The sequence below is a fragment of the Bradyrhizobium sp. TM102 genome (assembly GCF_009176685.1).
GTDB classification, from domain to species: domain Bacteria; phylum Pseudomonadota; class Alphaproteobacteria; order Rhizobiales; family Xanthobacteraceae; genus Bradyrhizobium; species Bradyrhizobium ottawaense.
Map to the genome: position 1 here is coordinate 6,735,962 of NZ_AP021855.1, position 22,329 is coordinate 6,758,290.

22 protein-coding genes are annotated in these 22,329 nt (G+C 65.3%); 9 read left to right on the top strand and 13 right to left on the bottom strand.

Annotated features, from left to right (window positions below; all coding sequences use genetic code 11):
- Window positions 1-141: 141 nt before the first annotated feature.
- The gene (locus GDN70_RS31785) at window positions 142-1,083 is read right to left on the bottom strand and encodes an SMP-30/gluconolactonase/LRE family protein (RefSeq protein WP_173015912.1); all 942 of its coding nucleotides are present in this window, start codon (window positions 1,081-1,083) and stop codon (window positions 142-144) included.
- Complete coding sequence (locus GDN70_RS31790) at window positions 1,040-3,058, bottom strand: sorbosone dehydrogenase family protein (protein ID WP_371731442.1); 2,019 nt, start codon at window positions 3,056-3,058, stop codon at window positions 1,040-1,042. The genes GDN70_RS31785 and GDN70_RS31790 overlap by 44 nt, the downstream gene beginning before the upstream one ends.
- A gap of 261 nt (window positions 3,059-3,319) precedes the next feature.
- Between GDN70_RS31790 and GDN70_RS31795 the strand changes: the two genes are divergently transcribed.
- Window positions 3,320-3,553, top strand: coding sequence for a hypothetical protein (locus GDN70_RS31795; RefSeq protein ID WP_018316955.1), 234 nt, complete (start codon window positions 3,320-3,322; stop codon window positions 3,551-3,553).
- A gap of 9 nt (window positions 3,554-3,562) precedes the next feature.
- Window positions 3,563-3,739 (top strand): hypothetical protein, encoded by a 177-nt coding sequence (locus GDN70_RS35280; protein ID WP_162832249.1) that lies wholly within the window; start codon window positions 3,563-3,565, stop codon window positions 3,737-3,739.
- 145 nt (window positions 3,740-3,884) lie between these two features.
- Here GDN70_RS35280 and GDN70_RS31800 read toward each other — a convergent pair whose 3' ends face one another.
- A complete protein-coding gene (locus tag GDN70_RS31800) occupies window positions 3,885-4,658 on the bottom strand; it encodes an enoyl-CoA hydratase-related protein (protein WP_028142222.1) in 774 nt (257 codons plus the stop codon).
- A 121-nt stretch (window positions 4,659-4,779) separates the two neighbouring features.
- On the opposite strand from GDN70_RS31800, the gene GDN70_RS31805 reads away from it, so the two are divergent.
- Entirely contained in the window at window positions 4,780-6,369 is a 1,590-nt protein-coding gene (locus GDN70_RS31805) for a gamma-glutamyltransferase family protein (protein WP_152103508.1), read from the top strand.
- A gap of 92 nt (window positions 6,370-6,461) precedes the next feature.
- Window positions 6,462-6,920 (top strand): hypothetical protein, encoded by a 459-nt coding sequence (locus GDN70_RS31810; RefSeq protein WP_173015726.1) that lies wholly within the window; start codon window positions 6,462-6,464, stop codon window positions 6,918-6,920.
- Between the two features lie 55 nt (window positions 6,921-6,975).
- On the opposite strand, the gene GDN70_RS31815 is transcribed toward GDN70_RS31810, so the two are convergent.
- The 4 genes from GDN70_RS31815 to GDN70_RS31830 are packed head-to-tail and all read right to left on the bottom strand — an operon-like array spanning window position 6,976 to window position 10,437.
- Complete coding sequence (locus GDN70_RS31815) at window positions 6,976-8,262, bottom strand: FAD-binding oxidoreductase (protein WP_152103509.1); 1,287 nt, start codon at window positions 8,260-8,262, stop codon at window positions 6,976-6,978.
- 12 nt (window positions 8,263-8,274) lie between these two features.
- Window positions 8,275-9,006 carry an amino acid ABC transporter ATP-binding protein gene (locus GDN70_RS31820; protein ID WP_152103510.1) on the bottom strand — a complete coding sequence of 244 codons (732 nt, stop codon included), beginning with the start codon at window positions 9,004-9,006 and terminating at the stop codon, window positions 8,275-8,277.
- The gene (locus GDN70_RS31825; RefSeq protein WP_028142217.1) at window positions 9,003-9,656 is read right to left on the bottom strand and encodes an amino acid ABC transporter permease; all 654 of its coding nucleotides are present in this window, start codon (window positions 9,654-9,656) and stop codon (window positions 9,003-9,005) included. The genes GDN70_RS31820 and GDN70_RS31825 overlap by 4 nt, the downstream gene beginning before the upstream one ends.
- 22 nt (window positions 9,657-9,678) lie before the next feature.
- Window positions 9,679-10,437 (bottom strand): ABC transporter substrate-binding protein, encoded by a 759-nt coding sequence (locus GDN70_RS31830; RefSeq protein ID WP_028142216.1) that lies wholly within the window; start codon window positions 10,435-10,437, stop codon window positions 9,679-9,681.
- Window positions 10,438-10,603: 166 nt separating this feature from the next.
- Here GDN70_RS31830 and GDN70_RS31835 point away from each other — a divergent pair, with 166 nt between their 5' ends.
- Window positions 10,604-11,242, top strand: coding sequence for a helix-turn-helix domain-containing protein (locus GDN70_RS31835; protein WP_038974372.1), 639 nt, complete (start codon window positions 10,604-10,606; stop codon window positions 11,240-11,242).
- An 828-nt stretch (window positions 11,243-12,070) separates the two neighbouring features.
- Here GDN70_RS31835 and GDN70_RS31840 read toward each other — a convergent pair.
- Together GDN70_RS31840 and GDN70_RS31845 are read right to left on the bottom strand one after the other, a co-directional pair.
- Window positions 12,071-13,336: a D-amino acid dehydrogenase gene (locus GDN70_RS31840; protein ID WP_028142213.1), complete on the bottom strand. Its 1,266-nt coding sequence runs from the start codon at window positions 13,334-13,336 to the stop codon at window positions 12,071-12,073.
- A gap of 70 nt (window positions 13,337-13,406) precedes the next feature.
- On the bottom strand, window positions 13,407-14,735 hold the full coding sequence (locus GDN70_RS31845) for an aspartate aminotransferase family protein (protein WP_049801758.1): 1,329 nt from the start codon (window positions 14,733-14,735) through the stop codon (window positions 13,407-13,409).
- A gap of 149 nt (window positions 14,736-14,884) precedes the next feature.
- Between GDN70_RS31845 and GDN70_RS31850 the strand changes: the two genes are divergently transcribed.
- Both GDN70_RS31850 and GDN70_RS35285 read left to right on the top strand, forming a co-directional pair.
- On the top strand, window positions 14,885-15,433 hold the full coding sequence (locus GDN70_RS31850; protein WP_018646206.1) for a cupin domain-containing protein: 549 nt from the start codon (window positions 14,885-14,887) through the stop codon (window positions 15,431-15,433).
- Window positions 15,434-15,624: 191 nt separating this feature from the next.
- Window positions 15,625-15,777, top strand: coding sequence for a hypothetical protein (locus GDN70_RS35285; protein ID WP_167456551.1), 153 nt, complete (start codon window positions 15,625-15,627; stop codon window positions 15,775-15,777).
- Between the two features lie 41 nt (window positions 15,778-15,818).
- On the opposite strand, the gene GDN70_RS31855 is transcribed toward GDN70_RS35285, so the two are convergent.
- From GDN70_RS31855 to GDN70_RS31865, 3 genes are read right to left on the bottom strand one after another with little or no spacing between them, the layout of a single operon-like run.
- Window positions 15,819-18,080 (bottom strand): xanthine dehydrogenase family protein molybdopterin-binding subunit, encoded by a 2,262-nt coding sequence (locus GDN70_RS31855; protein WP_152103511.1) that lies wholly within the window; start codon window positions 18,078-18,080, stop codon window positions 15,819-15,821.
- Window positions 18,073-19,128 carry a xanthine dehydrogenase family protein subunit M gene (locus GDN70_RS31860; protein ID WP_097668791.1) on the bottom strand — a complete coding sequence of 352 codons (1,056 nt, stop codon included), beginning with the start codon at window positions 19,126-19,128 and terminating at the stop codon, window positions 18,073-18,075. Before GDN70_RS31860 ends, GDN70_RS31855 begins: the two co-directional genes overlap by 8 nt.
- A complete protein-coding gene (locus tag GDN70_RS31865; RefSeq protein WP_038972077.1) occupies window positions 19,125-19,622 on the bottom strand; it encodes a (2Fe-2S)-binding protein in 498 nt (165 codons plus the stop codon). The genes GDN70_RS31860 and GDN70_RS31865 overlap by 4 nt, the downstream gene beginning before the upstream one ends.
- A gap of 252 nt (window positions 19,623-19,874) precedes the next feature.
- Between GDN70_RS31865 and GDN70_RS31870 the strand changes: the two genes are divergently transcribed.
- Together GDN70_RS31870 and GDN70_RS31875 are read left to right on the top strand one after the other, a co-directional pair.
- Window positions 19,875-20,513, top strand: coding sequence for a TetR/AcrR family transcriptional regulator (locus tag GDN70_RS31870; protein ID WP_038972078.1), 639 nt, complete (start codon window positions 19,875-19,877; stop codon window positions 20,511-20,513).
- Window positions 20,514-20,579: 66 nt separating this feature from the next.
- Entirely contained in the window at window positions 20,580-20,987 is a 408-nt protein-coding gene (locus GDN70_RS31875; protein ID WP_038972079.1) for a DUF4864 domain-containing protein, read from the top strand.
- Here the strand turns inward: GDN70_RS31875 and GDN70_RS31880 are convergent.
- Window positions 20,984-22,249, bottom strand: a complete 1,266-nt coding sequence (locus GDN70_RS31880; RefSeq protein ID WP_097668792.1) for an MFS transporter — start codon at window positions 22,247-22,249, stop codon at window positions 20,984-20,986. The genes GDN70_RS31875 and GDN70_RS31880 overlap by 4 nt on opposite strands.
- Window positions 22,250-22,329 lie beyond the last annotated feature (80 nt).

Sequence of the window (22,329 nt, forward strand, 5' to 3'; positions counted from 1 at the left end):
TTTTCTTCACGCGAACCGGTATCCACTTCGCTCGAAAACGCTTTGAGGCGTTGCCACAGACGTCTTGATCGCTGCGGCGGCCAGATGCAAGCAAGAAGAATGCCGTCTCGCCCTGCGGCGGAAGCAGATCGCAATCGGCGCTCAGCAGCGCCCGCGCTGCAGGCAGTGCTCGCGGCCCGGCTGATCGGTGCGGAAGGACTCGATGAAGCCGCCCTGACGCTGGGTGACGAAGACGGTCTTGCCGTCGCTGCCGCCGAAGGCGAGGTTGGTCGGCTCCTTGGCCTTCAGCGCGATCTCCCGCTCGACCGCGCCGTTCGGCTTCATCAGCGCGATCGTGCCCTTGAGAATGCGCGCGACGTAGAGCCGGCCGGCAACGTCGGTGCGCAGCCCGTCGACGGTGTCGGGCTGAAACGCCTTGACGAGTTTTGCAGCCGTCAGCTCGTTGCCGTTGATCGCATAGGACCAGATCTGGCCGCTGTTGGATTCGCCGACATAGAGCGTCTTGCCGTCAGGGCTGAGATCGATGCCGTTGGTGGTGCCCATCGCGCGCGGCGCCGACATGATCTGTCCCTGCACCGTGCCGTCGGCGGCTTTCGTAATCCGCCAGATATGGCCTTCCCGGCCCTTCCAGTTCGGATCGCTCGCATAGATCGTGCCCTCGCGGGCGATCGTGATGTCGTTGGGCTGGTTCATCTCGTCGGAGTGAAACCAGATGCCCGGCTCGGTCGTCCCCTTCGCAATCGCGAAGATGTTGTGCTTCTTGTAGTCGGCGATGAACATGGTGCCGCTCCGGTCGAAGCGGATGGCGTTGCCGACACTGCCATCGGGCAGCGCCGTGAACGGCTCCGACGCGGTGCCGCCGGCGGGCAGCCGGCCGATGGTGCCGGGCCTGCCGAGATTGACCACGAACAAATTGCCCTCGAGGTCAGCCGCCGGGCCCTCGATGCCGAAGGTGTATTCGCCGGGAGGCGTCACCTGCGCACTCTCGAACAGCTTCCTTTCCGCATGGGCGGACGCAGCCGCGACGGCGAGTAGGACGCTACTGCACAGGCACCAGAAATTCCTGCCGGATGTAATAGCCATCGCCGTCGGTGCACTCGCCATTCAAATAGGGATCGGCCGGCCGGAAGAATCGGCTGAAGCCGGGTTTGTCTACAGCGCTCCTTTGTGTCACGACAACGACCTTTCCGGCCGGTATTTCGCCGCATTCCTTGCTGGTTTTGCCAAAGAACTTGCGCTGCGGCGGGCCCGGCTTGATCCGCATCCGCGTACCCGGAACCATTGTCGCGACGAGCAGATCCGCCGTGTCCAGCAGACGTCTGTAGCCGGGCTCGGTCTTCGGCAGGCTCTCGCCGCCCGGCGGCATCAGCTTCTCCGCGCCGAGACCGCGGAGCCGCGTGCGCAGCTTGCCGGCGTCGGGATCCCCGGGATAGATCCAGCCGTCCTGCGAAAGCATGAAGCGGAGCACCGTTGCATCCTTCTCCGCCTCCGATTGGCCGCCCTTCAAGCCGAAATCGGAATGGCAGCCGACGCAATGCTTCTCGACGAGGCCTTTGCGCAGCGTGGTCAGCCGGGCGCTGTTCTGCGCATCCCTGGCGACGAAGGCCGCGAGCTGATCGATCATCGCCTGGCTGCGCATGTCGCACGGCAGCGGTGGCGGCGGATCACCCGCGGCACGATCGATCCGGATCACCGTCTGGTTCTTGTCCTCGACCAGCCAGATCGCGCCGTCTTCCGCGACCGTCATGCCGACCGGCGCCCCTTGCGGCCGCGCGCCGTTGACGCGGTGCCAGCCTGCGATCAGCTCGTCGAACGGCGCGGCGGCGACCTCGCCGGCGTCGGACTGAAAACTGCGCACCGGATCCGCGGCGCAACTGACGTGGTAGCGCACCGGCGCGGGGGAAGGCTTGGGGAAGCCGCGATCGTCGACGTCGTAGACGAGGACGCGGCTTCCGGTCGGACGATAGCCGTGCAGGCCGACCAGCAGCTTGCCCTCCAGCTCCGGAAATTTGCTGCCATGATAATAGAGCATCGCGAGCGGCGCGCCGTGCGGCGGCATCAGCGAGAGCGGCGGCTTGTAGAGCGCGTTGGCCGTGCAGAGCGATTTGTAGAGCCCGCCTTGCAGCACGTTCCTGAATTCCGGGCTCGGCGTCGACAGATCGTAGCAATAGGGCCAGCCATAGTGCCTGCCCTGCTCGATCGCGTTGATCTCCTCGTTCGGCTTGAAGATGTCGGGCAAGTCGCGGCTGTTCTCGCCCTGCAGGAAGGCGTAGCCGGCCTCGGGAAACTTCGGATGCAGCGCCAGCGCCATCGAATTGCGCAAGCCTCGCGCATAGACGGTGTGCGGCGGATCGGCATCGCCGGGCTTCAGCGCCGGGAAGACACCACCCGGGGGCGGCGTGAACAGCCAGATTGCTGCCATCGCGAAAGCGCCCTCGGCCGCCGCGCAAGGCTTTGTGATTGGCGCCGGCGTGATGCAGTCGTCGCTGTGCGAGCCGACATTGACGAATAGCCGTCCGTTCCAGTCGAAGACAAACTGCTTGAGCGGATGCGCGCTCTCCTGGAGCCTTGTGCCGTCGGGAAGCGTGATCCGGCGGCCCGGCATATGACGGATGATGGTCTCGACCGTGCCGCGCGGATTGTCGGCGATGGGATCGAACCGGAAGATGGTCTCGGCGGTCGAGGCGTAGAGCTTCCTGTCCGGACCGATGGCGAGGCCGAACGGATATTCGATTCCCGCCAGGAGCTCCCTGAACCGCTGGCCCTGGGCCGCGCGCGGATCGAGCAGCAACAGCCGTCCGTCGGTGTGGCCCCAGCCACCCATGTCGGCCACCACGAACAGCTCCCGGCCCGGCAGCTGGACGATCGCGCGCGGGAATTTCAGGCCATCCTCTTCGCTGGCGACGAGCCCGGCGCAAAATCCGGCCTTCATGTCGATCTGGATCCTGGGAAAAGCGAGATCGCCATTGCCGCAGGTTTCCGCGCCGATCGCATAGCCGCTGCGGCGGAGCGGCTCCGATGACGCCGCCGAGATGAGCCCAAGCAGGGCCGCCAACACCCCCGCACACGCGCGCAGGCTTCGGCGTTCACGCCTGGATGTGAAGTAGCTCACGGCGGCCCCCCAGATTTCCCCCGAAAAAGCTGTTTCATGCCGTCCGAACGCCGTCCAGCCGAACATCACTCGCCTGTGATTAAACCTGTAACGACCTCTGAGCCGACCAATATCCGTAGATTCCCTTACCGGGCTCGACCCGAATGTTTCGCGAAGGCTTCGGGTGGTATCGATTTGCCATCCAAGTTGCTCCGCCAGGAGGCGCATATGGTCCAGGTCTATTTTCACTGCTCCAACACCGAGGGCACGCTGATCGACCGCTACGGCGCCGCCGTCTCCAATCTCACGGAGGCGCGCGACCGTGCCTCCCAGATCATGAATTCGATGATCCAGACGCCCGGCGCTGAAGACTGGCGCGATTGGGTGATCCATGTCAGCGGCTCCGACGGCGAGGATCTGTTCGATCTTCCTTTCACCGCCATGCTCGGCAAGCCGCATTGAGGTGATGTCATGTTGCTCGCTTCACTGAGCCTGTTCCGCCAGCCCGTGAACTTCGTCGCCGCCAAATGGCAGACGCTGATCAGGGTCGCGGGCGACCCCTACCGCCCCGAGTTGCACTACATGCGCGGGCCGGGCCCCAAATGGCGCGCCAAGTATCAGGGCAGCCGGCTGAACCGCTCGCTCTGAGCGCTACGGCCTCGCCGCTTCCAACTCCGTCTCTCCTTCGTCATGGCCGGGCTTGTCCCGGCCATCTACGTTTTTAGATCACCTAAGCGAGACGTGGATGGCCGGCACAAGCCCGGCCATGACGGCTTGGTGATAGGACCCCACCTCACCTCCCGGTAAACGTAGCCTTGCGCTTCTCAACGAAGGCATTGCGCCCCTCGATCGCGTCCGCGCTCTTGCGAACCACCGCCTGGAGCTCGATCTCGCGGCGGAATTGCGCCTCGTAGGTCGCATGCTCGCTCTCCTCGACGAGCAGGCGCGTTGCCACCAAAGCGCGTGTCGGGCCCTCCGCCAGACGGCGCGCCAGAATCAGCGCCTCGTCCATCAGCTTCGCGTCGTCCACGACCTGCCGCACCAGGCCGATCTCCTGGGCCCGTTCGGCCGTCAGCGGCTCGTTCAGCAGCATCAGCTCGAGGGCGCGCTGGCGACCGATCAGCCGCGGCAACAGCCAGGTCGAGCCGAGATCCGGCACCAGCGCGATGCGGCTGAACACCTGGATGAAGCTCGCCGACCGCGCCGCCACGATCATGTCGCCGGCCATCGCCAGGCTGAAGCCGCCGCCGGCCGCGACGCCATTGACGGCGACGACGACGGGCACGCGGCATTCGCGCAGCGCCTTGAAGGCGGGCCAGTAGAGGCGCATGACGCCGGCAGCAAGATCCTCACCCAGCGCTTCCGACGCCTTCAAATTCTGTCCTGAGCAAAAACCGCGCCCCGCGCCAGTGAGGATCAGGGCTCGAATACCCTCGTCCTGCGCCATCTCGCCGATGGCGGCGGCGAGCGCGCCGAGCAGGTCCGGCGTCATCGCGTTCAGGCTCGCCGGCTCGTCCAGCGTCAGGATCCCGACCGCGCCATCCCGCGCCTGTTTCACACCAGCCATGTCGCGTCTCCCTTAGGATTTTCTCGTTGGTGGCAATGTGCCATCCTTCGGATGCCCCGCCAATGCTGAGCTTCCGCGCCAACACAGCTGGCGCCAGAACAACAGAGATCAAGACGACATCATGCCTCATCAGTTCAGCCTCAACCAAACCGTCCGCAAACCCGCCGTCACCTCCAAGGGCGGCATCGTCGCCTCGCAATCGCGGCGAGCGGCCGAAGTCGGGGCGCAGGTGCTGGCGGCGGGCGGTGACAGCGTGGACGCGATTGTGGCGACCACCATGGCGCTGAATGTGCTGGAGCCCTGGAATAGCGGCATCGGCGGCGGCGGTGCGATGGTGCTCTACCGCGCCAAGGAAAATCGCTTTGAGGTGATCGACTACGGCATGTGCGCGCCGCAGAGCCTGCGCGTTGCCGACTATCCGCTCAGCGGCGAAGGCGCGGCGTCCGATCTCTTTCCCTGGCCGCGGGTGAAGGACGATCGCAACATCCACGGCCCCGGGTCGATCGCCGTGCCCGGCGTCGTCGCCGGGATGGAAGAGGCGCATCGCCGTTACGCCAGAATGCCGTGGAAGGATCTGGTCGCGCCGGCAGCCAGGCTCGCCGGCGAAGGCCTGCTGGTCGATTGGTGGACCACGGTGACGATCTCGGGCTCGGCCGCCGATCTCAGGCGCTATCCCGCCAGCGCGGCGGCGTTCCTGAAGGATGGGCTGCCGCCGAGCGCGCCATGGGGCATCAAGGCCGAGACGCGACTGCCGCAGGACACGCTGAAAGCGACGCTGTCGCATCTCGCCGAGGCCGGACCGCGCGATTTCTACCAGGGCGATCTCGCCAGGAGCATCGCCTCCGACATCAAGGCCGATGGCGGTTCGCTGTCGGTCGAGGACCTCGCCGCCTTCCGCGCGCATCTGCGCGAGCCGCTGGCGATCCCGTATCGCGGCGGCAAGGTGTACGCGACGCCTGAGCTCACGGCCGGGCCCACCATGGCGCACGCGCTGCGCCTGTTGCAGCAGAGCCTGAAGCCGGCAAGCGCGCCGGACGCAGCCGCCTATGTCGAATATGCGCTCGCTCTGCAAGCGGCCTTCCGCGAGCGGCTCAAGGACATGGGCGATGCCGACGGCAAACGCTCGCTCGGTGCCGAATATCTGGCGCCCGCCTGCACCACGCATTTCTCCGTGGTCGACCGACACGGCAACATCGCCGCGGTGACGCAGACGCTGCTCTCGTCCTTTGGCTCGAGATATGTGACGCCGCACACCGGCATCGCCATGAACAACGGCATCATGTGGTTCGATCCGACACCGGGCACCACCAATTCGCTCGCGCCCGGCAAGCGCTGCCTCTGCAACTACACGCCCGTCATCGCCGAGACCAGGGACGGCAAGCGGCTCGCGGTCGGCGCCTCAGGCGGCCGCCGCATCCTGCCGTCGGTGATGCAGCTCGTGTCGTTCGCGATGGACTTCGGCATGGACCTCGATGCCGCCATCCACCAGCCGCGCATCGACGCCAGCGAGGGCGCGGTGGTGATCGGCGATGCTCGCTTGCCTGAGGACGTGCGCAAGACGCTGGGCTCGCGCTTCGACTATGAAGAGACCCGCGTGCAGGCCTTGCCGCAAAAATTCGCCTGCCCGAGCGTGGTGATGCGCGAGGGCGACACGAATTCCGGCGCGGTCGAGATCTTTCAGCCCTGGGCCGAGGCGGTGGCAGAAGCCTGAGCGTTCGTCGAATAAGAAGCGGGCGCTAGCAGAGACGCGCAACTGCTTCAACGGGTCATCGCGCCCACGCGGCCACGACGCGAGCCTCTCTCGTGTCCCGGACGCGCTGCAGCGTTCTTACGCTGCTGCGCAGCGTCCGGGGCACGCTCGACGCGCAGATCAGTACCAGACTGCGCCAGCTTGCGTTGATTCGATGCGCCATCGCGCATCTCCGCGAGCGTCACGACTCCTCCACATTCGCAGGGAACTTACCTACCCGTCGTTCATTGATTGAACGGACAAATGCGCTCGCCCCAGTGGAGGACATGATGAAGAAACTTGCGCTCGCCGCGTCGCTGATCCTTGCAGCCGGCCTCACATTCACCAGTCCTGCCCTGGCCAAGGGCGGGCATGGTGGCGGACATGGAGGCGGACATGGGCACGGCCATGGTCATGGTCATTCGATGGGCCATCATCACCACGGCTCACCGCCCGGATGGTCGCGCGGACGCAAGGTCGGCTGGCGCGGTCACGGGTGCCCGCCCGGCCTGTGGAAACAAGGCCGCTGCTGAAGTCGGATATCTGCCAATGATGCAAGGCGCCGCTCCTGACCGGGCGACGCCTTCTTCACATGCCGAGCCGGTCCCGTATGCGGCCCGTAATCACCGCGGTCGTCACACCCACCGGCCAGAACGCGTGCATCGGGATCGGCTTGATGCCCGTGATGGGCATGTCGATCTCCGCCTTGGCGCCGCCGATCAGCCGGCGCGCGAGCTGCGCCCCCATCGCGGTCGCGAGCGCGACGCCGCGGCCGTTGCAGCCGAGCGAGATCAGGATGCCTTCGGCCGGCTCATGCACATGGGGATAGTGATCCCCGGTGATGGCGAGACGGCTATTCCAGCCGTGAGTCCAGGCAACGCCTTTCAATTGCGGCCACAGCCGCTCGGCATAGCGCATGAGATAGGCGACGTCGTGCGGCGACTTGATCCAGCGCATCGGGCCGCGGCCGCCCATTAGCAGGCGATTGTGCTGGTCGATGCGGTAGTAGACGGTGATGTGGCCGCTCTCGTACAACACGGACCGCGTCGGCATGATCGAGCTGGCCACCGCATCGGAGAGCGGCGCCGTGGCCGCGATCGACGAGAACACCGGCACGATGGTGCGGCGGAGCGCGGGCCAGAGATCTCCGGTAAAACCGTTGGTGGCGAGCAGGACCTTGTCGGCATGAACCACCGCCCGCGGCGTCTCGATGCGCCAGCTTCTGCCATCGCGGCGCAGTGACAGCGCCGGCGTCTCGCCATGCACCTTCGCGCCGGCCGAGATCGCGGCGCGTGCGAGACCACGGGCGTAGCTGAGGGGATGCAGATCGCCGCCGCGCGCATCCAGCATGGCGCCGATGTAGCGGTCGGTGCCGGTCATCTCGCGCAGCTGCTCGCGGTTCAGATATGTCACCGGCATGCCGCGGCGGGCGCATTGCTGCGCCGTCGTCTCGATCGCCGCGGCGCTGGCCGCGTTATAGGCCGCACGCAGCGTGCCGTTCTGCCGCGCCTCGCAGGGGATCTGGTAACGGCGGATCAGGTCATGGGTGAAGTTGGTGGTGCCGTAGGAGAACGCGATCATGCGGCGGCCGAGGTCAGCGCCGAAATCAGCCTCGATCTGATCAGGATCGTGCTTCAGGCCGGGATTGGTGTGCCCGCCATTGTTGCCGGACGCGCCCCAGCCCGGCTCCTGCGCCTCCAGCACCAGCGCCTCGACACCCTGCTCCGCCAGATGCAACGCGCTGGACAGGCCGGTGTAACCACCGCCAATGATCGCGACCGAAACATTCTTGTCCGTATCGAGCGGCGGCGTGGCAACCGGCGCGACGGCGGTGTCGGCATAGAGCGAGGGCGGCAGAGGCAGGCGCGCGGGCATGGCGAAGTCCGGTCAGAGCGGATGCAGCACACGCCGCAAGAAATCCTGCGTGCGCGGATGCTGGGGGTGGTTGAGCAGCGCCTTGGCCGGCCCCTGCTCGACGATGACACCGCCGTCAATGAACAGCACGCGGTCGGCAACGTCGCGGGCAAAGCCCATCTCGTGGGTGACGACCACCATGGTCATGCCGTCGTCGGCGAGCTTGCGCATCACGCCGAGGACATCGCCGACCAGTTCAGGATCGAGTGCCGAGGTCGGCTCGTCGAACAGGATCGCCTTGGGCTGCATGGCGAGGGCCCGCGCGATCGCGACGCGCTGCTGCTGGCCGCCGGAGAGTTGCGGCGGATGCGCATCGGCCTTCTCGGCAAGCCCGACCTGGGCGAGCAGCGCGCGGCCGCGATCGAGCGCCTGCGCGCGCGATTCCTTCTTCACATAGAGCGGTCCTTCGATGACGTTCTCAAGCGCGGTGCGATGCGGAAACAAATTGAAGCGCTGGAACACCATCGAGACCTGGGTGCGGATGTTCACGATCGACGGCGCGTCGCGGTCGACCTTGAGCCCCTCGACGCTGATCTCCCCGCGGTCGTAGCTTTCGAGCCCGTTGATACAGCGCAGGATGGTGGACTTGCCGGAGCCGGAGGGACCGACGATGCAGACCACCTCGCCCTTCTGCACCGAGGCCGTGATGCCCTTGAGCACCTCGTTCTCGCCAAAGCTCTTGTGGACGTCGTTCAGATCGATCATCGCTTGCCGGCCCGCTTCTCGAAGTGACGGACCAGCAGGATCAGCGGGATGCTCATGGTGAGGTACATCAGCGCAACAAGCGTGAACACGCTGGTGTTCTTGAAGGTCGAGGACGCGATCAGCTTGCCCTGCAGTGCGAGCTCGGCGACCGTGATGGTCGAAGCCTGCGAGGAATCCTTCAGCATCATGATCATGACGTTGCCGTAGGGCGGCAGCACGATGCGCACGGCTTGCGGCAGCACCACGCGGCGCATGGTGAGCCACCAGCCCATGCCGATCGACTGCGCCGCCTCGATCTGGCCCTTGTCGATCGCCTCGATGCCGGCGCGAAAATTCTCCGCCTGATAGGCCGAATAGGCGATGCCGAGCCCGAGGATCGCAGCCTGCAAGGCGGACAGCGTGACGCCGAGATCGGGCATCACGAAGTAGAGGTAGAACAACAGCACGATGATCGGGATGCCGCGGATCACGTTGATCAGGCTGGCGCTGATCATCGACAGCGCCTTGATGCCGGAGACCCGCATCATCGCCCAGATCAGGCCGAGCACCGTCGAGAGCAGCAGCGAGCCGATGGTGACGACGATCGTCAGCACGACGCCGTTCATCAGGATCGGGAAGAACTCGGCGGCGTCGTGCCAGAAGCCTTTCATCGGGCAGCCTAGTCTCTACCGATCAGCCCTGAGCCTTCAGGCCCCATTTATCGAGGATCTTGTCGATGGTGCCGTTGGCTTTCAGCTTGGCGAGCGAGGCGTTGATCTTGCCGAGCAGCGCGGTCTCGCCCTTGCGCACGCCGATGCCGACCGAACCGACGGTGACGGGCTTGTAGCCGTCGACGAGACGCACCTCGGGGAAGCCGCCCTGCTTCAGGTTATAGGCGAGGATCGGATAATCGGCGTAGCCGGCCTTGAGGCGGCCGGTGTTCACGTCGCGCAGGATGTCCGGAATGGTGTCGTAGGCCTTCACGTCGGCGAACAGGCCGGACTTCTTCAGCGCGTCGACGAAGGCGGTGCCGACCTGGGCGCCGACCGTCTCGCCCTTCAGATCCTCCTGCGTGGCATAGGCCTTGGTGTCGCTCTTCGGCACGACGAGGCCTTCGCCATAGGTGTAGATCGGATCGGAGAAGTCGACGACCTCCTTGCGCGGCGCGGTGATGAACATCGCGGCGGCGATGATGTCGATCTTGCTCGAGGTCAGCGACGGGATCAGCGCCGAGAACTGCATCGGCTCGATCTGCACGTTGAAGCCGGCATCCTTGCCCACTTCAGTGACGAGATCGACCATGATGCCCTGGATGGTGTTGGTCTTGGTGTCGAGGAAGGTGAAGGGAATGCCTGTCGGGGTCGAGCCGACCTTCAGCACCTGCTGCGCCGAAGCGGGCGTCACGGCCGCCAGTGCGAGCGCCGCGACCGCGGCCAGACCAAAACGCTTCATCGCATCCTCCTTTGGGTCTGGCCGATGGCGGCGCTCGCGGGTGTTGCGAGTCGAGCCGTTTCGGCCTATTTTCACCAATATGAAAATTTGGTCACACTTTCGCTGATGATGCAAGTGGTTTTCATGCACATGAAGGAAGCGGTTTGACGTGAGCGGTGGCAAACGAATGCGCAAACCGGCGGCAACCAAGCCGGCGAAGCGGGTGAAGCCCAAAGCCGTCACCAAGCCGGCGGAGCCTGCGATGGACGTGGCGGTCGGCCGCCGCATCCGGGATCTCAGGCGCGTCAGGCAATTCTCGCTGGAAACGGTCGCGGCGCGCACCTCACTGTCGATCGGCTTTCTCAGCCAGATCGAGCGCGGCCTGTCGTCACCATCGCTGCGCGTGCTGGCGACGCTCGCGGATGTGCTCGGCGTCGGCATCGCCGCACTGTTCGGCGCAAGCCCGAGCGCCGACGGCACCTCCGATCAGGTGGTGACGCGTGGGCTGCAGCGGCCCGAGTTGAAGCTCTGGCGCACCGGCGTGTCGAAGCAATTGCTGAGCCCGGCCAGCGCTGACAACAAGCTCAATCTGTTCCTGGTGCATCTGGAGCCCGGCGGCTCCACCGGCGACGAGCTCTACACCCATGACGGCGAAGAGGCCGGCCTCGTGCTCGAGGGCGAGATGATGCTGACAGTGGACAGCGAGACATGGTCGCTGAAGACCGGCGACAGCTTTCGCTTTGCCAGCCGAAGGCCGCACCGGTTTTCAAATCCGGCCGAGGATGCGAAGGCTGTGGTGCTGTGGGTGAACTGCGTGACGGGCTAGCCGAGCTTACGATCAAGCAAGGCGCCCACAGGGAACTGCATCGCATAGATCATGCGACAGACTTCATAGCGGTGTAGCAGCCCCCTCTCCTAGGCCCACTGAGGCTGTGAGTGCGGAGCATCGTGGACCGTGGGAGAGCAACCGTCAGTTAGCAGCTTGAAGTAAATATGATAGATCAAGTTGAACAGAACTTCGCAGTATATACTTGGATTGTTATAACCATTTTCCCTCGAGTAGCGGTGGGGTACAAAGCCCGACCTGCAGATATTGTAGACCGGACACTCGGAACATTTTTGGGGTACCCGTTCCGTCTGGTTCAACTTCTTGAAAGTAGGATCATCAAAGACCCTCGAAATCGAGTCACGATGTACATTGAACTCGAAATGTGCCCCACTCTTGTTTATTCGCGAAACGTCGTGGGCTTCAATATCGCCATCGCTGTCGATAATGATCGACCGACACTCAGCCGATCCGACAAGGTCAGAGCTGGCGTCCGCTCCGACTATTTTGTTGATAATATCCTCAAAGAAGCGAATATTTGTGCGTGGATAACCACAATTTTGCGGCCTTTTTTCCGGTGTGGGATTTGGTGTTTGGCACCTACCAAGCGCCGATTCGGGATGAATTCCCTCCCACAGGTTTGATGTCGAATGAAAAGATTGAGTCTCTGACAGAGGTTGTGGGCTGGCCTATGAGGCGATGGATAGCAACACTGACTAAAATGAATCGTCGCTTGAGACGATAGTGACCTTCTTAGCCCACGGCTCACGCTTCGATCTTTCCAAAGCGCAACGGTAAACCGCCTAGCTTATCGTGCCGGGAAGCACATTACCCGAACCGGTGCTGATACCGCTCCACCGTCAGCGCACTCACATCGATGTCCGGCTTCTTGCCCGACAGCATGTCTGCGAGCACGCGCCCGGAGCCGCAGGACATGGTCCAGCCGAGCGTGCCGTGGCCGGTGTTGAGGTGGAGATTGGCGTATTGCGTCGGGCCGATCACCGGCGGGCCGTCCGGCGTCATCGGACGCAGGCCGCTCCAGAACGTCGCCTTGGCGAGATCGCCGCCGCGCGGGAACAGATCGGTCAGCGAATGATCGAGCGTAGCGCGGCGCGCATCGTAGAGCTTGTCCGAATAGCCCGAGATTTCGGCGGTGCCGCCGACGCGGATTCGATTGCCGAGCCGCGTGATCGCGACCTTGTAGCTCTCGTCCATCACGGTCGATTCCGGCGCGCCTGCGGCCTCCTTGATCGGCACCGTGATCGAATAGCCCTTCACCGGATAGACCGGCAGCGAAATGCCGAGCGGCGCGGCGAGCCGCGACGACCAGCTTCCGAGCGCGAGGACGTAAGCGTCGGCCTGCAATGTGCCGGCACTGGTCACAACACCGCTGACGCGCGCGCCGTCGGTGATGATGCGGTCGATGCCGGTGTTGAACATGAAACGCACGCCGAGCGCCTCGGCATGCTTGGCCAGCGCCTGCGTGAACATGTGGCAGTCGCCGGTCTCGTCCTGCGGCAGACGAAGCCCGCCGACGAACTTTTCCTTCACGCCTGCGAGCGCCGGCTCGACCGCGATGCAGCCCTCGCGGCTCAGTACCTCGAACGGCACGCCGTATTGCTTGAGCACGGCGATGTCCTCAGCGGTGCCGTCGAGCTGGGCCTGGTAACGGAACAGCTGCAGCGTGCCTTGCGAGCGCTCATCATACTGGATGCCGATGTCGCGGCGCAGATCGCGCAGGGAATCGCGGCTGTACTCCGCGATCGGGATCATCCGGCTCTTGTTGACCGCGTAACGTGCGCTGGTGCAATTGCGCAGCATCTTGAGCAGCCAGACCCACATCACCGGATCGAGCTTCGGCCGGATCACGAGCGGGCCGTGCTTCATCAGCAGCCACTTGACCGCCTTTACCGGCACGCCGGGGCCCGCCCAGGGCGAGGAATAGCCGGGCGACACTTCGCCGGCGTTGGCGAAAGAGGTCTCCAGCGCCGGCTCAGGCTGACGGTCGACGACCGTGACCTCGTGGCCGGCACGCGCAAGGTAGTAGGCAGAGGTGACACCGATGACACCGCTGCCGAGGATCAGAACTTTCACGCTTGGTCAAACTCCCGCGGCATCACGCTCGCCGCTGCAAGGAAACAACTCGCAACGGCGAGAGCAATTATCAGGCCACCCGCTTGATGGCGTCACCAAGGATCGACACGATATCGTCGATATGGCTCTTCTCGACAATGAGCGGGGGCGACAGCGCAAAGGAGTCGCCGCTCATGCGGAAGTACAGCCCGCGATTGAAGCAGTCGACCATGACGTCGTAGCCACGCGCACCGACCGCGCCGTCGCGCGGCGACAACTCTACCGCGCCCATCAAGCCGCAGTTGCGGATGTCGATGACGTTGGGCAGGCCTTTCAGCGAATGCAGCGCGTCGCGCCAGTATTCGGCGATCGACGCACCGCGCGTGAGCAGGCCCTCGTCCTTGTAGATGTCGAGCGTCGCGATTCCGGCGGCACAGGCGGTCGGATGCGCCGAATAGGTGTAGCCGTGGAACAGCTCCATGACGTTTTCCGGGCCGATCATCATGGCGTCATGCACCTTGCGATGCGCGAACACCGCGCCGCAGGGAATGGTGCCGTTGGTGATGCCCTTGGCGGTCGTCATCATATCAGGCGTGACGCCGAAGAAGTTGGCGGCGAACGGCGTGCCGAGACGGCCGAAGCCGGTGATGACCTCGTCGAAGATCAGGAGGATGCCGTGCTTGTCGCAGATCTCGCGCAGGCGCTGCAGGTAGCCCTTCGGCGGCGGCAGCACCGCGGTCGAGCCCGGCACCGGCTCGACGATGACGGCGGCGATCGTCTCGGCGCCGTGCAGAGCTACCAGCCGCTCGAGATCGTCGGCGAGCTCGGCGCCATGCTCCGGCTGGTCCTTGGCGAAGGCGTTGCGGGTGAGATCGTGGGTATGGCGGATGTGGTCGACGCCCGGCAGCAGCGTCGCGAAGGCGCGGCGGTTGGCGACCATGCCGCCGACCGAGGTGCCGCCGAAGCCGACACCGTGATAGCCGCGCTCACGGCCGATCAGGCGGGTGCGGCTCGCCTGGCCGTTGGCGCGGTGATAGGCGAGCGCGATCTTCAGCGCGGTGTCGACCGATTCGGAGCCGGAATTGGTGAAGAAGATGCGGTCGAGGCCCTTCGGCGCGATCTCGGCGAGACGCTCGGCGAAGTCGAACGCCAGCGGATGGCCCATCTGGAACGACGGCGCGAAGTCCAGCGTCATCAGCTGGCGCTCGACTGCGGCGGCGATCTGCTTGCGGCCGTGGCCGGCATTGACGCACCACAGGCCGGCGGAGCCGTCGATCACCTTGCGGCCGTCCACGGTGGTGTAGTGCATGCCCTCGGCCGAGGAGAACAGGCGCGGCGCCTTCTTGAACTGCCGGTTGGCCGTGAACGGCATCCAGAACGAGTCGGTCTTGATAGTGTTCGGAATCTGATGAAGGGTCACGGCCGCGCTCCTTTGCTGACCCTCTAGCAGAGCCACGGCTTGGAATGCGCAACAAGTCCTTTTCTGGTGACCTGCAAGCCATTGATTTAGCTGGGGCTGTCGGGCCATATTTGCGCGATCCGCAACACCTGCAACACAGGACCTGGGCCATGAGCGTCGACATCGGTGGACGGCTGCGATTCATCCGGGCGCGCCACAAGCTGTCGCAGCGCGAGCTGGCCAAGCGTGCCGGGGTCACCAATTCGACGATTTCGCTGATCGAATCCAACCAGATGAACCCCTCGGTCGGCGCGCTCAAGCGCATCCTCGACGGCATCCCGATGGGGCTCGCCGAGTTTTTCGCGCTGGAGCCGGAGTCCAGGCGCAAGATCTTCTACCGCGCCGAGGAGCTGACCGAAGTCGGCAAGAAGCCGATCTCGTACCGGCAGGTCGGCGACAATCTGTTCGGTCGCAGCCTGCAGATCCTGAAAGAACGCTACGAGCCCGGCAGCGACACCGGACGCGTCCATCTCGTCCACGACGGCGAGGAAGGCGGCATCGTGATCTCGGGCAAGCTCGAAGTCACCGTCGAGGACGAGCGGCGCATCCTCAATCCGGGCGATGCCTATTATTTCGAGAGCCGCCGCCCGCATCGGTTCCGCTGCGTCGGCGGCAAGCCGTGCGAAGTGATCTCGGCCTGCACGCCGCCGACGTTCTGAATTGCGAACAGTCGCATCCGGAAGGTTACGGGCGGCCACCGGTATCTTACGGTGGTTGAGCCATCTCAATTTCTGTGCGTCAGACCGCTATATATTACGAACCGTAGCCGAGCAGCCTGGCTTAGAGGTGCTGAGGTTATGGCCCCGGACTCCAGGGTATTCCGGGGCCGCTTCGTAACAGAGGCCCGCGCATGAAGATCACTCTTGTCAATGCGGAAGCTGCGCTCGACGAAGTCCTGCGCGACACGGATAAGCTCCACTCGCGCGAGCTGCGCAAGGCCATCGCAAAACACATCGAAGCGCAGAGAGAGCAGATCAAGGCTCTCCGCAGGATGATGAACTGATCGCCGCTGCGGAGCGAGCAGGGCTCGCCCCGCCTGCCGCCTCAACGCTGCGTCAGCAACTCCTCAATCCGGATCGGGAATTTGCGCACGCGCACACCGGTCGCGTGCCAGACGGCGTTCGCGACCGCGCCGGCACTGCCGGTGATGCCGATCTCGCCGACGCCCTTGATGCCGAGCGCGTTGACGTGCGGGTCGTGCTCCTCGACCGTGATCATTTCGAGCGGCGGCACGTCGGCATTCACGGGGACATGGTACTCGCCGAGATCAGCGTTCATGATCCGGCCGCTGCGCCGGTCGGTGACGGCCTCCTCGTGCAACGCAAACGACATCCCCCAGATCATGCCGCCGAACAGCTGGCTTTGCACCATCCGCGGGTTGACGATGCGCCCGGCCGCGAAGGCGCCGACCATGCGGGTGACGCGGACCTGACCGAGTTCGGGATCGACCTTCACCTCCGCGAATACCGCGCCATGGGCATGCATCGCATATTCCTCCATCGCCGCAGGGTTCGGCGCACCAGTGCCGCGCGCCTCGACCTCGGCGAGGCCGGCGCGCGCCAGGATCTCGGCATAGCTCTCGCCGCGGCTCTCGTCGTCGCGTCGGATCAATCTACCGTCGCGCGCGATCACGCCGGCATTGCCGGCCCCGAACAGCGGCGAGCGCTCGTCATTGGTGGCGAGATCGGCGAGCTTTGCGATCACGGCCGCGCCAGCGCTGTGGATCGCCGCACCCGCGGTCGCGGTGTGCGCGGAGCCGCCGGCGATGCCGGCATCGGGCAGGTCAGATGTCCCCGCCTTGAACGCGACGCGGTCGATATCGAGGCCGACGGCGTCGGCCGCGATCTGGGCCAGTGCCGTCCAGGCGCCCTGCCCCATGTCGTGTGCGCCGATCTCCATGGCGCCTGAGCCATCGCGTCGAATCGCCGCGCGCGCTTCGGCCTGAAACATCAGCGCGGGGAAGGTCGCGGTGCCCATGCCCCAGCCGACCAGCAGGCCGGCATCGTCGCGCATCTGCCGCGGCTGCAACGGACGCTTCGCCCAGCCGAAGCGCGCCGCGCCCTGGTCGTAACAGGCCCGCAGCGCCTTTGAGGAGAACGGCTTGCCGGTGATCGGCTCGACCTCGCCATAGTTCTTCAGGCGGAAGGCGAGCGGATCGACGCCGCAGGCCCAGGCCATCTCGTCGATCGCACTTTCGAGCGCGATCGATCCCGTTGCCTCGCCCGGCGCGCGCATGAACAGCGGCGTGCCGGTATTGACGCGCACGGCGTCATGCGAGGTGCGGATCGCAGGTGCCGCATAGAGCGTATGCGAGGCGTCGGCCGCCGGCTCGTAGAAATCGTCGAACGTGCTCGATACGGTTCGCGCATGGTGATCGAGCGCGGTGAGGCGCCCCTCACCGTCGGCGCCGATGCGCAAGCGCTGACGGGTCGGCGCGCGATGGCCGACCGGGCCATACATCTGCTCACGGCGCAGCACCAGCTTGACCGGCTTGCCGACCAGCTTCGCGGCCATGATGCCGAGGACCGGCGGACCGCCCATGAGCCCCTTCGATCCGAAGCCGCCACCGAGGAACGGGCTGCGGATGTGGATCTTGTCGTGCGCGATGCCGAACAGCTCGGCGATGCGCGCGAGCGACAGCTTCAGGCCCTGGGTCGGCATGTCCACGGACAGCCTGTCGCCATCCCAGTGAGCCACGACCGCATGCGGCTCCATCGCGTTGTGATATTGCGGCGGCGTCTCATAGGTCGCGTCGATCTGCGTCTCGGCCGAGGCAAGGCCCGCCTCGACATCGCCGCGGTGATTTTCGGTGGGGTTGCCGACGCCGACGACTGGCGGCACAAAACTCTCGCCGGCATCGAGGCCGATGAGCGGAGGCTGCGCCTCGTAGCGCGGCGCCAGCAGCGCGGCACCTTCCGTCGCGGCTTCAAGCGTCTCGGCGATCACGACCGCGATCGGCTGATTGGCGTAGCGGACCTCGTTGCTCTGCAAAGCCTCCATCCGAAACACGAAGGGATTGGTCTTGATCTCGGGGTCGATGGCGAGCGGTGGCTTGTGGTCCTGCGTCATGACGTCGACGACGCCGGGATGACGTTTGGCGGCAGCGACATCGAGCGACGCCACACGTCCGCGCGCGATGCTGGAGGTCGCGATCACCGCAAACAGCATGCCGGGCGGATGATTGTCGGCGGCATAGGTCGCCTGCCCCGTGACCTTGAGGACGCCGTCACGGCGGGTCAGCGGCTGGCCGATGTTCGAGCCGTGGCGCAGATGGGCAGGCGCGCTGGTGAGATTGAGCTCAGGCATGGATGGCTCCGGACGTCGAGGCAAAGGGAGAGGCCGGCAGGGCGGGCAGGCGCGCGGGCGTCCCGGCGGCGGCGAGGGTCAGCGCGCGCACGACGATGCGGCGCGCGAGCTCGATCTTGAAGGCGTTGTCGCCGGACGGCTTTGCGTCGGTGAGCGCACGCCAGGCGGCTTCCTGGAAGGCGTCGGCCGTGGGCGCGACGCTCTTGAGAACGTCCTCCGCAGCGCGGGCACGCCAGGGCTTTGCGGCGACGCCGCCGAGCGCAAGCCGCGCTTCGGCAATCCTGCCGTTCTCGATCCGCAACGCAGCCGCGGCCGAGACCACCGCGAAGGCGTAGGAGGTGCGCTCGCGAACCTTGAGGTAGCGCGCATGCGCGGCAAATTCGCGCGCCACCGGCGGCAGGCGCACCGCAACGATGAGATCGCCGGGCTCGAGCGCGGACTCGCGCTCGGGCGTATCGCCGGGCAGGCGATGTAGTTCGTCGAGCCCGATCTCGCGCCGGCCGCCCCGGCCCTCGATCTCGACGACCGCACCGAGCGCGACCAGCGGCACGCAGAAATCGGAGGGATGCGTGGCGATGCAATTCTCGCTCCAGCCGAGCACCGCGTGGGTACGGTTCTCGCCGCCGCGGGCGTCGCAGCCGCTGCCGGCCTCGCGCTTGTTGCAGCGGCTGGCGGTGTCGTAGAAATACGCACAACGCGTCCGTTGCAAGAGATTGCCGCCGACGGTCGCGGCATTGCGCAGCTGCGCGGATGCGCCGGAGAGCAGCGCTTCGGCGACGGCCGGATAGGACCTCGCGAAGTCCGCATCATGCGCGAGATCGGCGTTGCTCACCAGGGCGCCGATGCGCAGGCCGCCGTCGGCGAGGCGCTCGATGCCGTCGAGCCCTTCGAGGTGCGTGATGTCGACGAGACGATCCGGACGGCTGACGCCACCTTTCATCAGATCGAGCAGATTGGTGCCGGCGGCGAGATAGACGGCGCCGGGCTGGGCGGCGGCGGCAACGGCTTCAGTGACGGTGGCGGGCCTGACATAATCGAACGGTTTCATGCCGGGCGCCTCTGGTTGGATTCGTCCATCTGTCCTTGCGCGTCGAGCACGGCGTCGACGATGCCGGCATAGGCGCCGCAGCGACAGAGATTGCCGCTCATGCATTCGCGGATGCGTTCGGGATCGTCGCCGGCCTGGCCTTCACGCATCATGCCGATCGCGCTCATGACCTGACCCGGCGTGCAGAAGCCGCACTGAAAGCCGTCATGGGCGATGAAGGCGGCCTGCACCGGATGCAGCTGGTCGCCGCGCGCAACGCCCTCGATGGTGAGGATATCGGCGCCGTCATGACTGATCGCGAGCGCGAGGCACGAGTTGATACGCTTGCCGTCGACCAGAATGGTGCAGGCGCCGCACTGGCCGCGGTCGCATCCCTTCTTGGTTCCGGTGAGATGGAGGCGCTCACGCAAGAGATCGAGCAGCGTGACGCGCGGATCGTCGAGGACGAAGTCGCGCCGCGCACCGTTCACGGTGAGGCTGATGGAGTGGTTCATACAAGGCTCCGATCAGATTTGGACATGAGTGATCGCGCAGCGCGCCACCGCCGTGGCCGCCGTCGATCTACGTTGACGCGGGCAGAAGCCGGCCAACATCCAGGCGAAGATACGGAGGCTCCCTCCGTTTAACAAGGGCCGGTGGAAAAATATTGGAATTTGTCAAAAGCCCGTGCGCCACCAACGCGATGCAGCCCGGCAAGGGTTCAACAAGGGTTCAATCTAACCAATTCGTGATCTACATTGCCCGATATGGACGACCACAGCGACCAGACCCGGAAGCCCCGCGCCGATGCCGTGCGCAATCGCGAGCGCGTGCTCGAAGCCGCCAAGGCCGTGTTCAATGCGGGCGGCCCGGAAGCGAGCCTGGAGGCCGTGGCCAAGCGCGCCGGCGTCGGCATCGGCACGCTCTATCGGCATTTCCCAACGCGCGAGGATCTGTTCGAGGCCGTGTATCGGCGCGAGGTCGAGCAGCTCAGCGAGCTTGCCGAGCATCTGCGAAGCGCCAAGGATCCGGTCGAGGCGCTGCGGCGCTGGCTGCAATCCGCCGTCGAGTTCGTCGCCACGAAAAAAGGCATGTTGGCCGCGCTGGCGCTTGCGTATCAGAGCTCGTCGGAACTTGCCGTTTTCTCGATGGACCGGCTGACCAAGGCGATCGGCTCGCTGCTCGAGCGCGCGGTCGCGGCCGGCCAGATGCGCGCCGATATCAGCCCGGAGGACCTGCTGCGGGCGTTTTTCGGGATGTGCTACATGCACGATCAGCGGGGGTGGCAATCCTCGGTGCTGCGCCTGCTCGACGTGTTCGTCGACGGGCTGCGGGTGCAATCCGCTGCCAAGACCAGGGCGCGCGTGGCCAAGCCAGCGAAGCCGGCGGTGAAACGGAAGCGATAGCGCGCCCGTATTTCCCTGAGGTCATGCTAGGATCAGCATTGCCGGGATTTCAACGCGGAGCCTGTCATGCGCATTGCCGCCTTGCTGGTCGCTCTCATTATTGCCTTCAACCCTATCTCAGCACGCGCCGACGATGTCGCGACGGCACAGGGCGTCATCCGCGCCCAGGAGCAGGCTTTTGCGCGCGACGATGCGGCCGCGGCCTATTCCCACGCCGCGCCGGCGATCAAGGAGATCTTCCCCGCACCTGGCGCCTTCATGTCGATGGTGCAAAGCGGTTATGCGCCGGTCTACCGGCACAAGAGTTTCGAGTTCGGAGACAGCAAGAGCGAAGGCAGCTGGATTGCGCAGCGCGTCCACATCATCGACGCCAATGGCGAGGCGTGGGAAGCCCTGTACACGCTCGAGCAGCAGGCGGACGGCAGCTACAAGATCACCGGCTGCTCGCTGCTGAAGGCGGGACAGGCGGCTTAGGTTGCAAAGCCCGGTCCGGTCCTGGCCGACTTCATCCGCGAGCGGATCAGCAGCGTCAGGACGATGCCGATATTGAGCGCGTTCCACGCCACACCGTTCGCGAACGCCGCGGCGTAGGAACCGGTCGCATCGAAGATGATGCCCGACACCCAGCCGCCGAAGGACATGCCGAACACCGAGGCGAAGATCACGATGCCGACGCGCGTTGCGGCTTCGCTCGCCGGCATCGCCTCGCGCACGATGATGGCGTAGCTCGGCACGATGCCGCCCTGGAACAGGCCGAACATCGCGGAGATGAGATAGAGCGAGGCGAGGCTGTCGAAGAACAGATAGAACACCAGCGCGAAGCCCTGCGCCAGCGATCCCACCAGCAGCGTGCGGATGCCGCCGATCTTGTCGGCGAGGAAGCCCGAGCCGATCCGGCTGACGATGCCGCAGGCCATCATCAGCGACAGCATCTCGGCGCCGCGCGCCACGCCGTAGCCGAGATCGCCGCAATAGGCGACGATATGCACTTGCGGCATCGCCATGGCGACACAGCAGGAAATACTGGCGATCGAGAGCAGCACCGTCAGCGTGTTGGTCGACAGCCTGAGATCGACGCGCGGCGGCGGCGCATTGGCGTGGTCGTGGACCTTGTCGTGACCTATCTGCGCGCGCAGGACCAGCACGAGGATCGTCATCAGGCTGACGCAGACGAGCCCGATGCCGATATGAGTGTAGCGCCAGCCAACCTCCTGCATGCCCCAGTTCACGATCGGGGGCCACATCGTTCCGGCGAAATAATTGCCGCTCGCGACGATGGTCACGGCGAGGCCGCGATAGCGCTCGAACCAGTGCGAAGCCTCCGCCATCAGTGGCGCGAAGGTCGCCGACGTTCCGAGCCCAATCAGAAAATAGGCCGCCACGAACTGCCAGAGTTGTCCGGACAGCCCCGCGAGCACATTGGCAACGCCGAGGAAGGCGATGCTGATCGCCATTGCCGGCACGATGCCGAACCGGTCGGTGATCTTGCCGGCGATCACGCCGCCGAGCCCGAAGCCGAACATCATGAGGGTGAAGGCCAGCGACACCGCGCCGCGGGTGGCGGAGAATTCGGTCTGCACCGCGGGAAGCATCACCACGATCGCCCACATGCCGACTCCACCGATCGAGCCGATCACCAGCGCAAGCACAAGCCGTATCCAGGCCTGACGGGAATCAGGGCTGAATGTTCCAGGCGTTTGTCCGGAGTGATTTGGCGCGTGCACGGGGCGGAACATGGCCCGCGGATCGTCACAGGGTCAAGCATCGTGGCGCGATATTGGGCATGCGCGGTGCACTGCGGTAAGAAGCAGCTTGG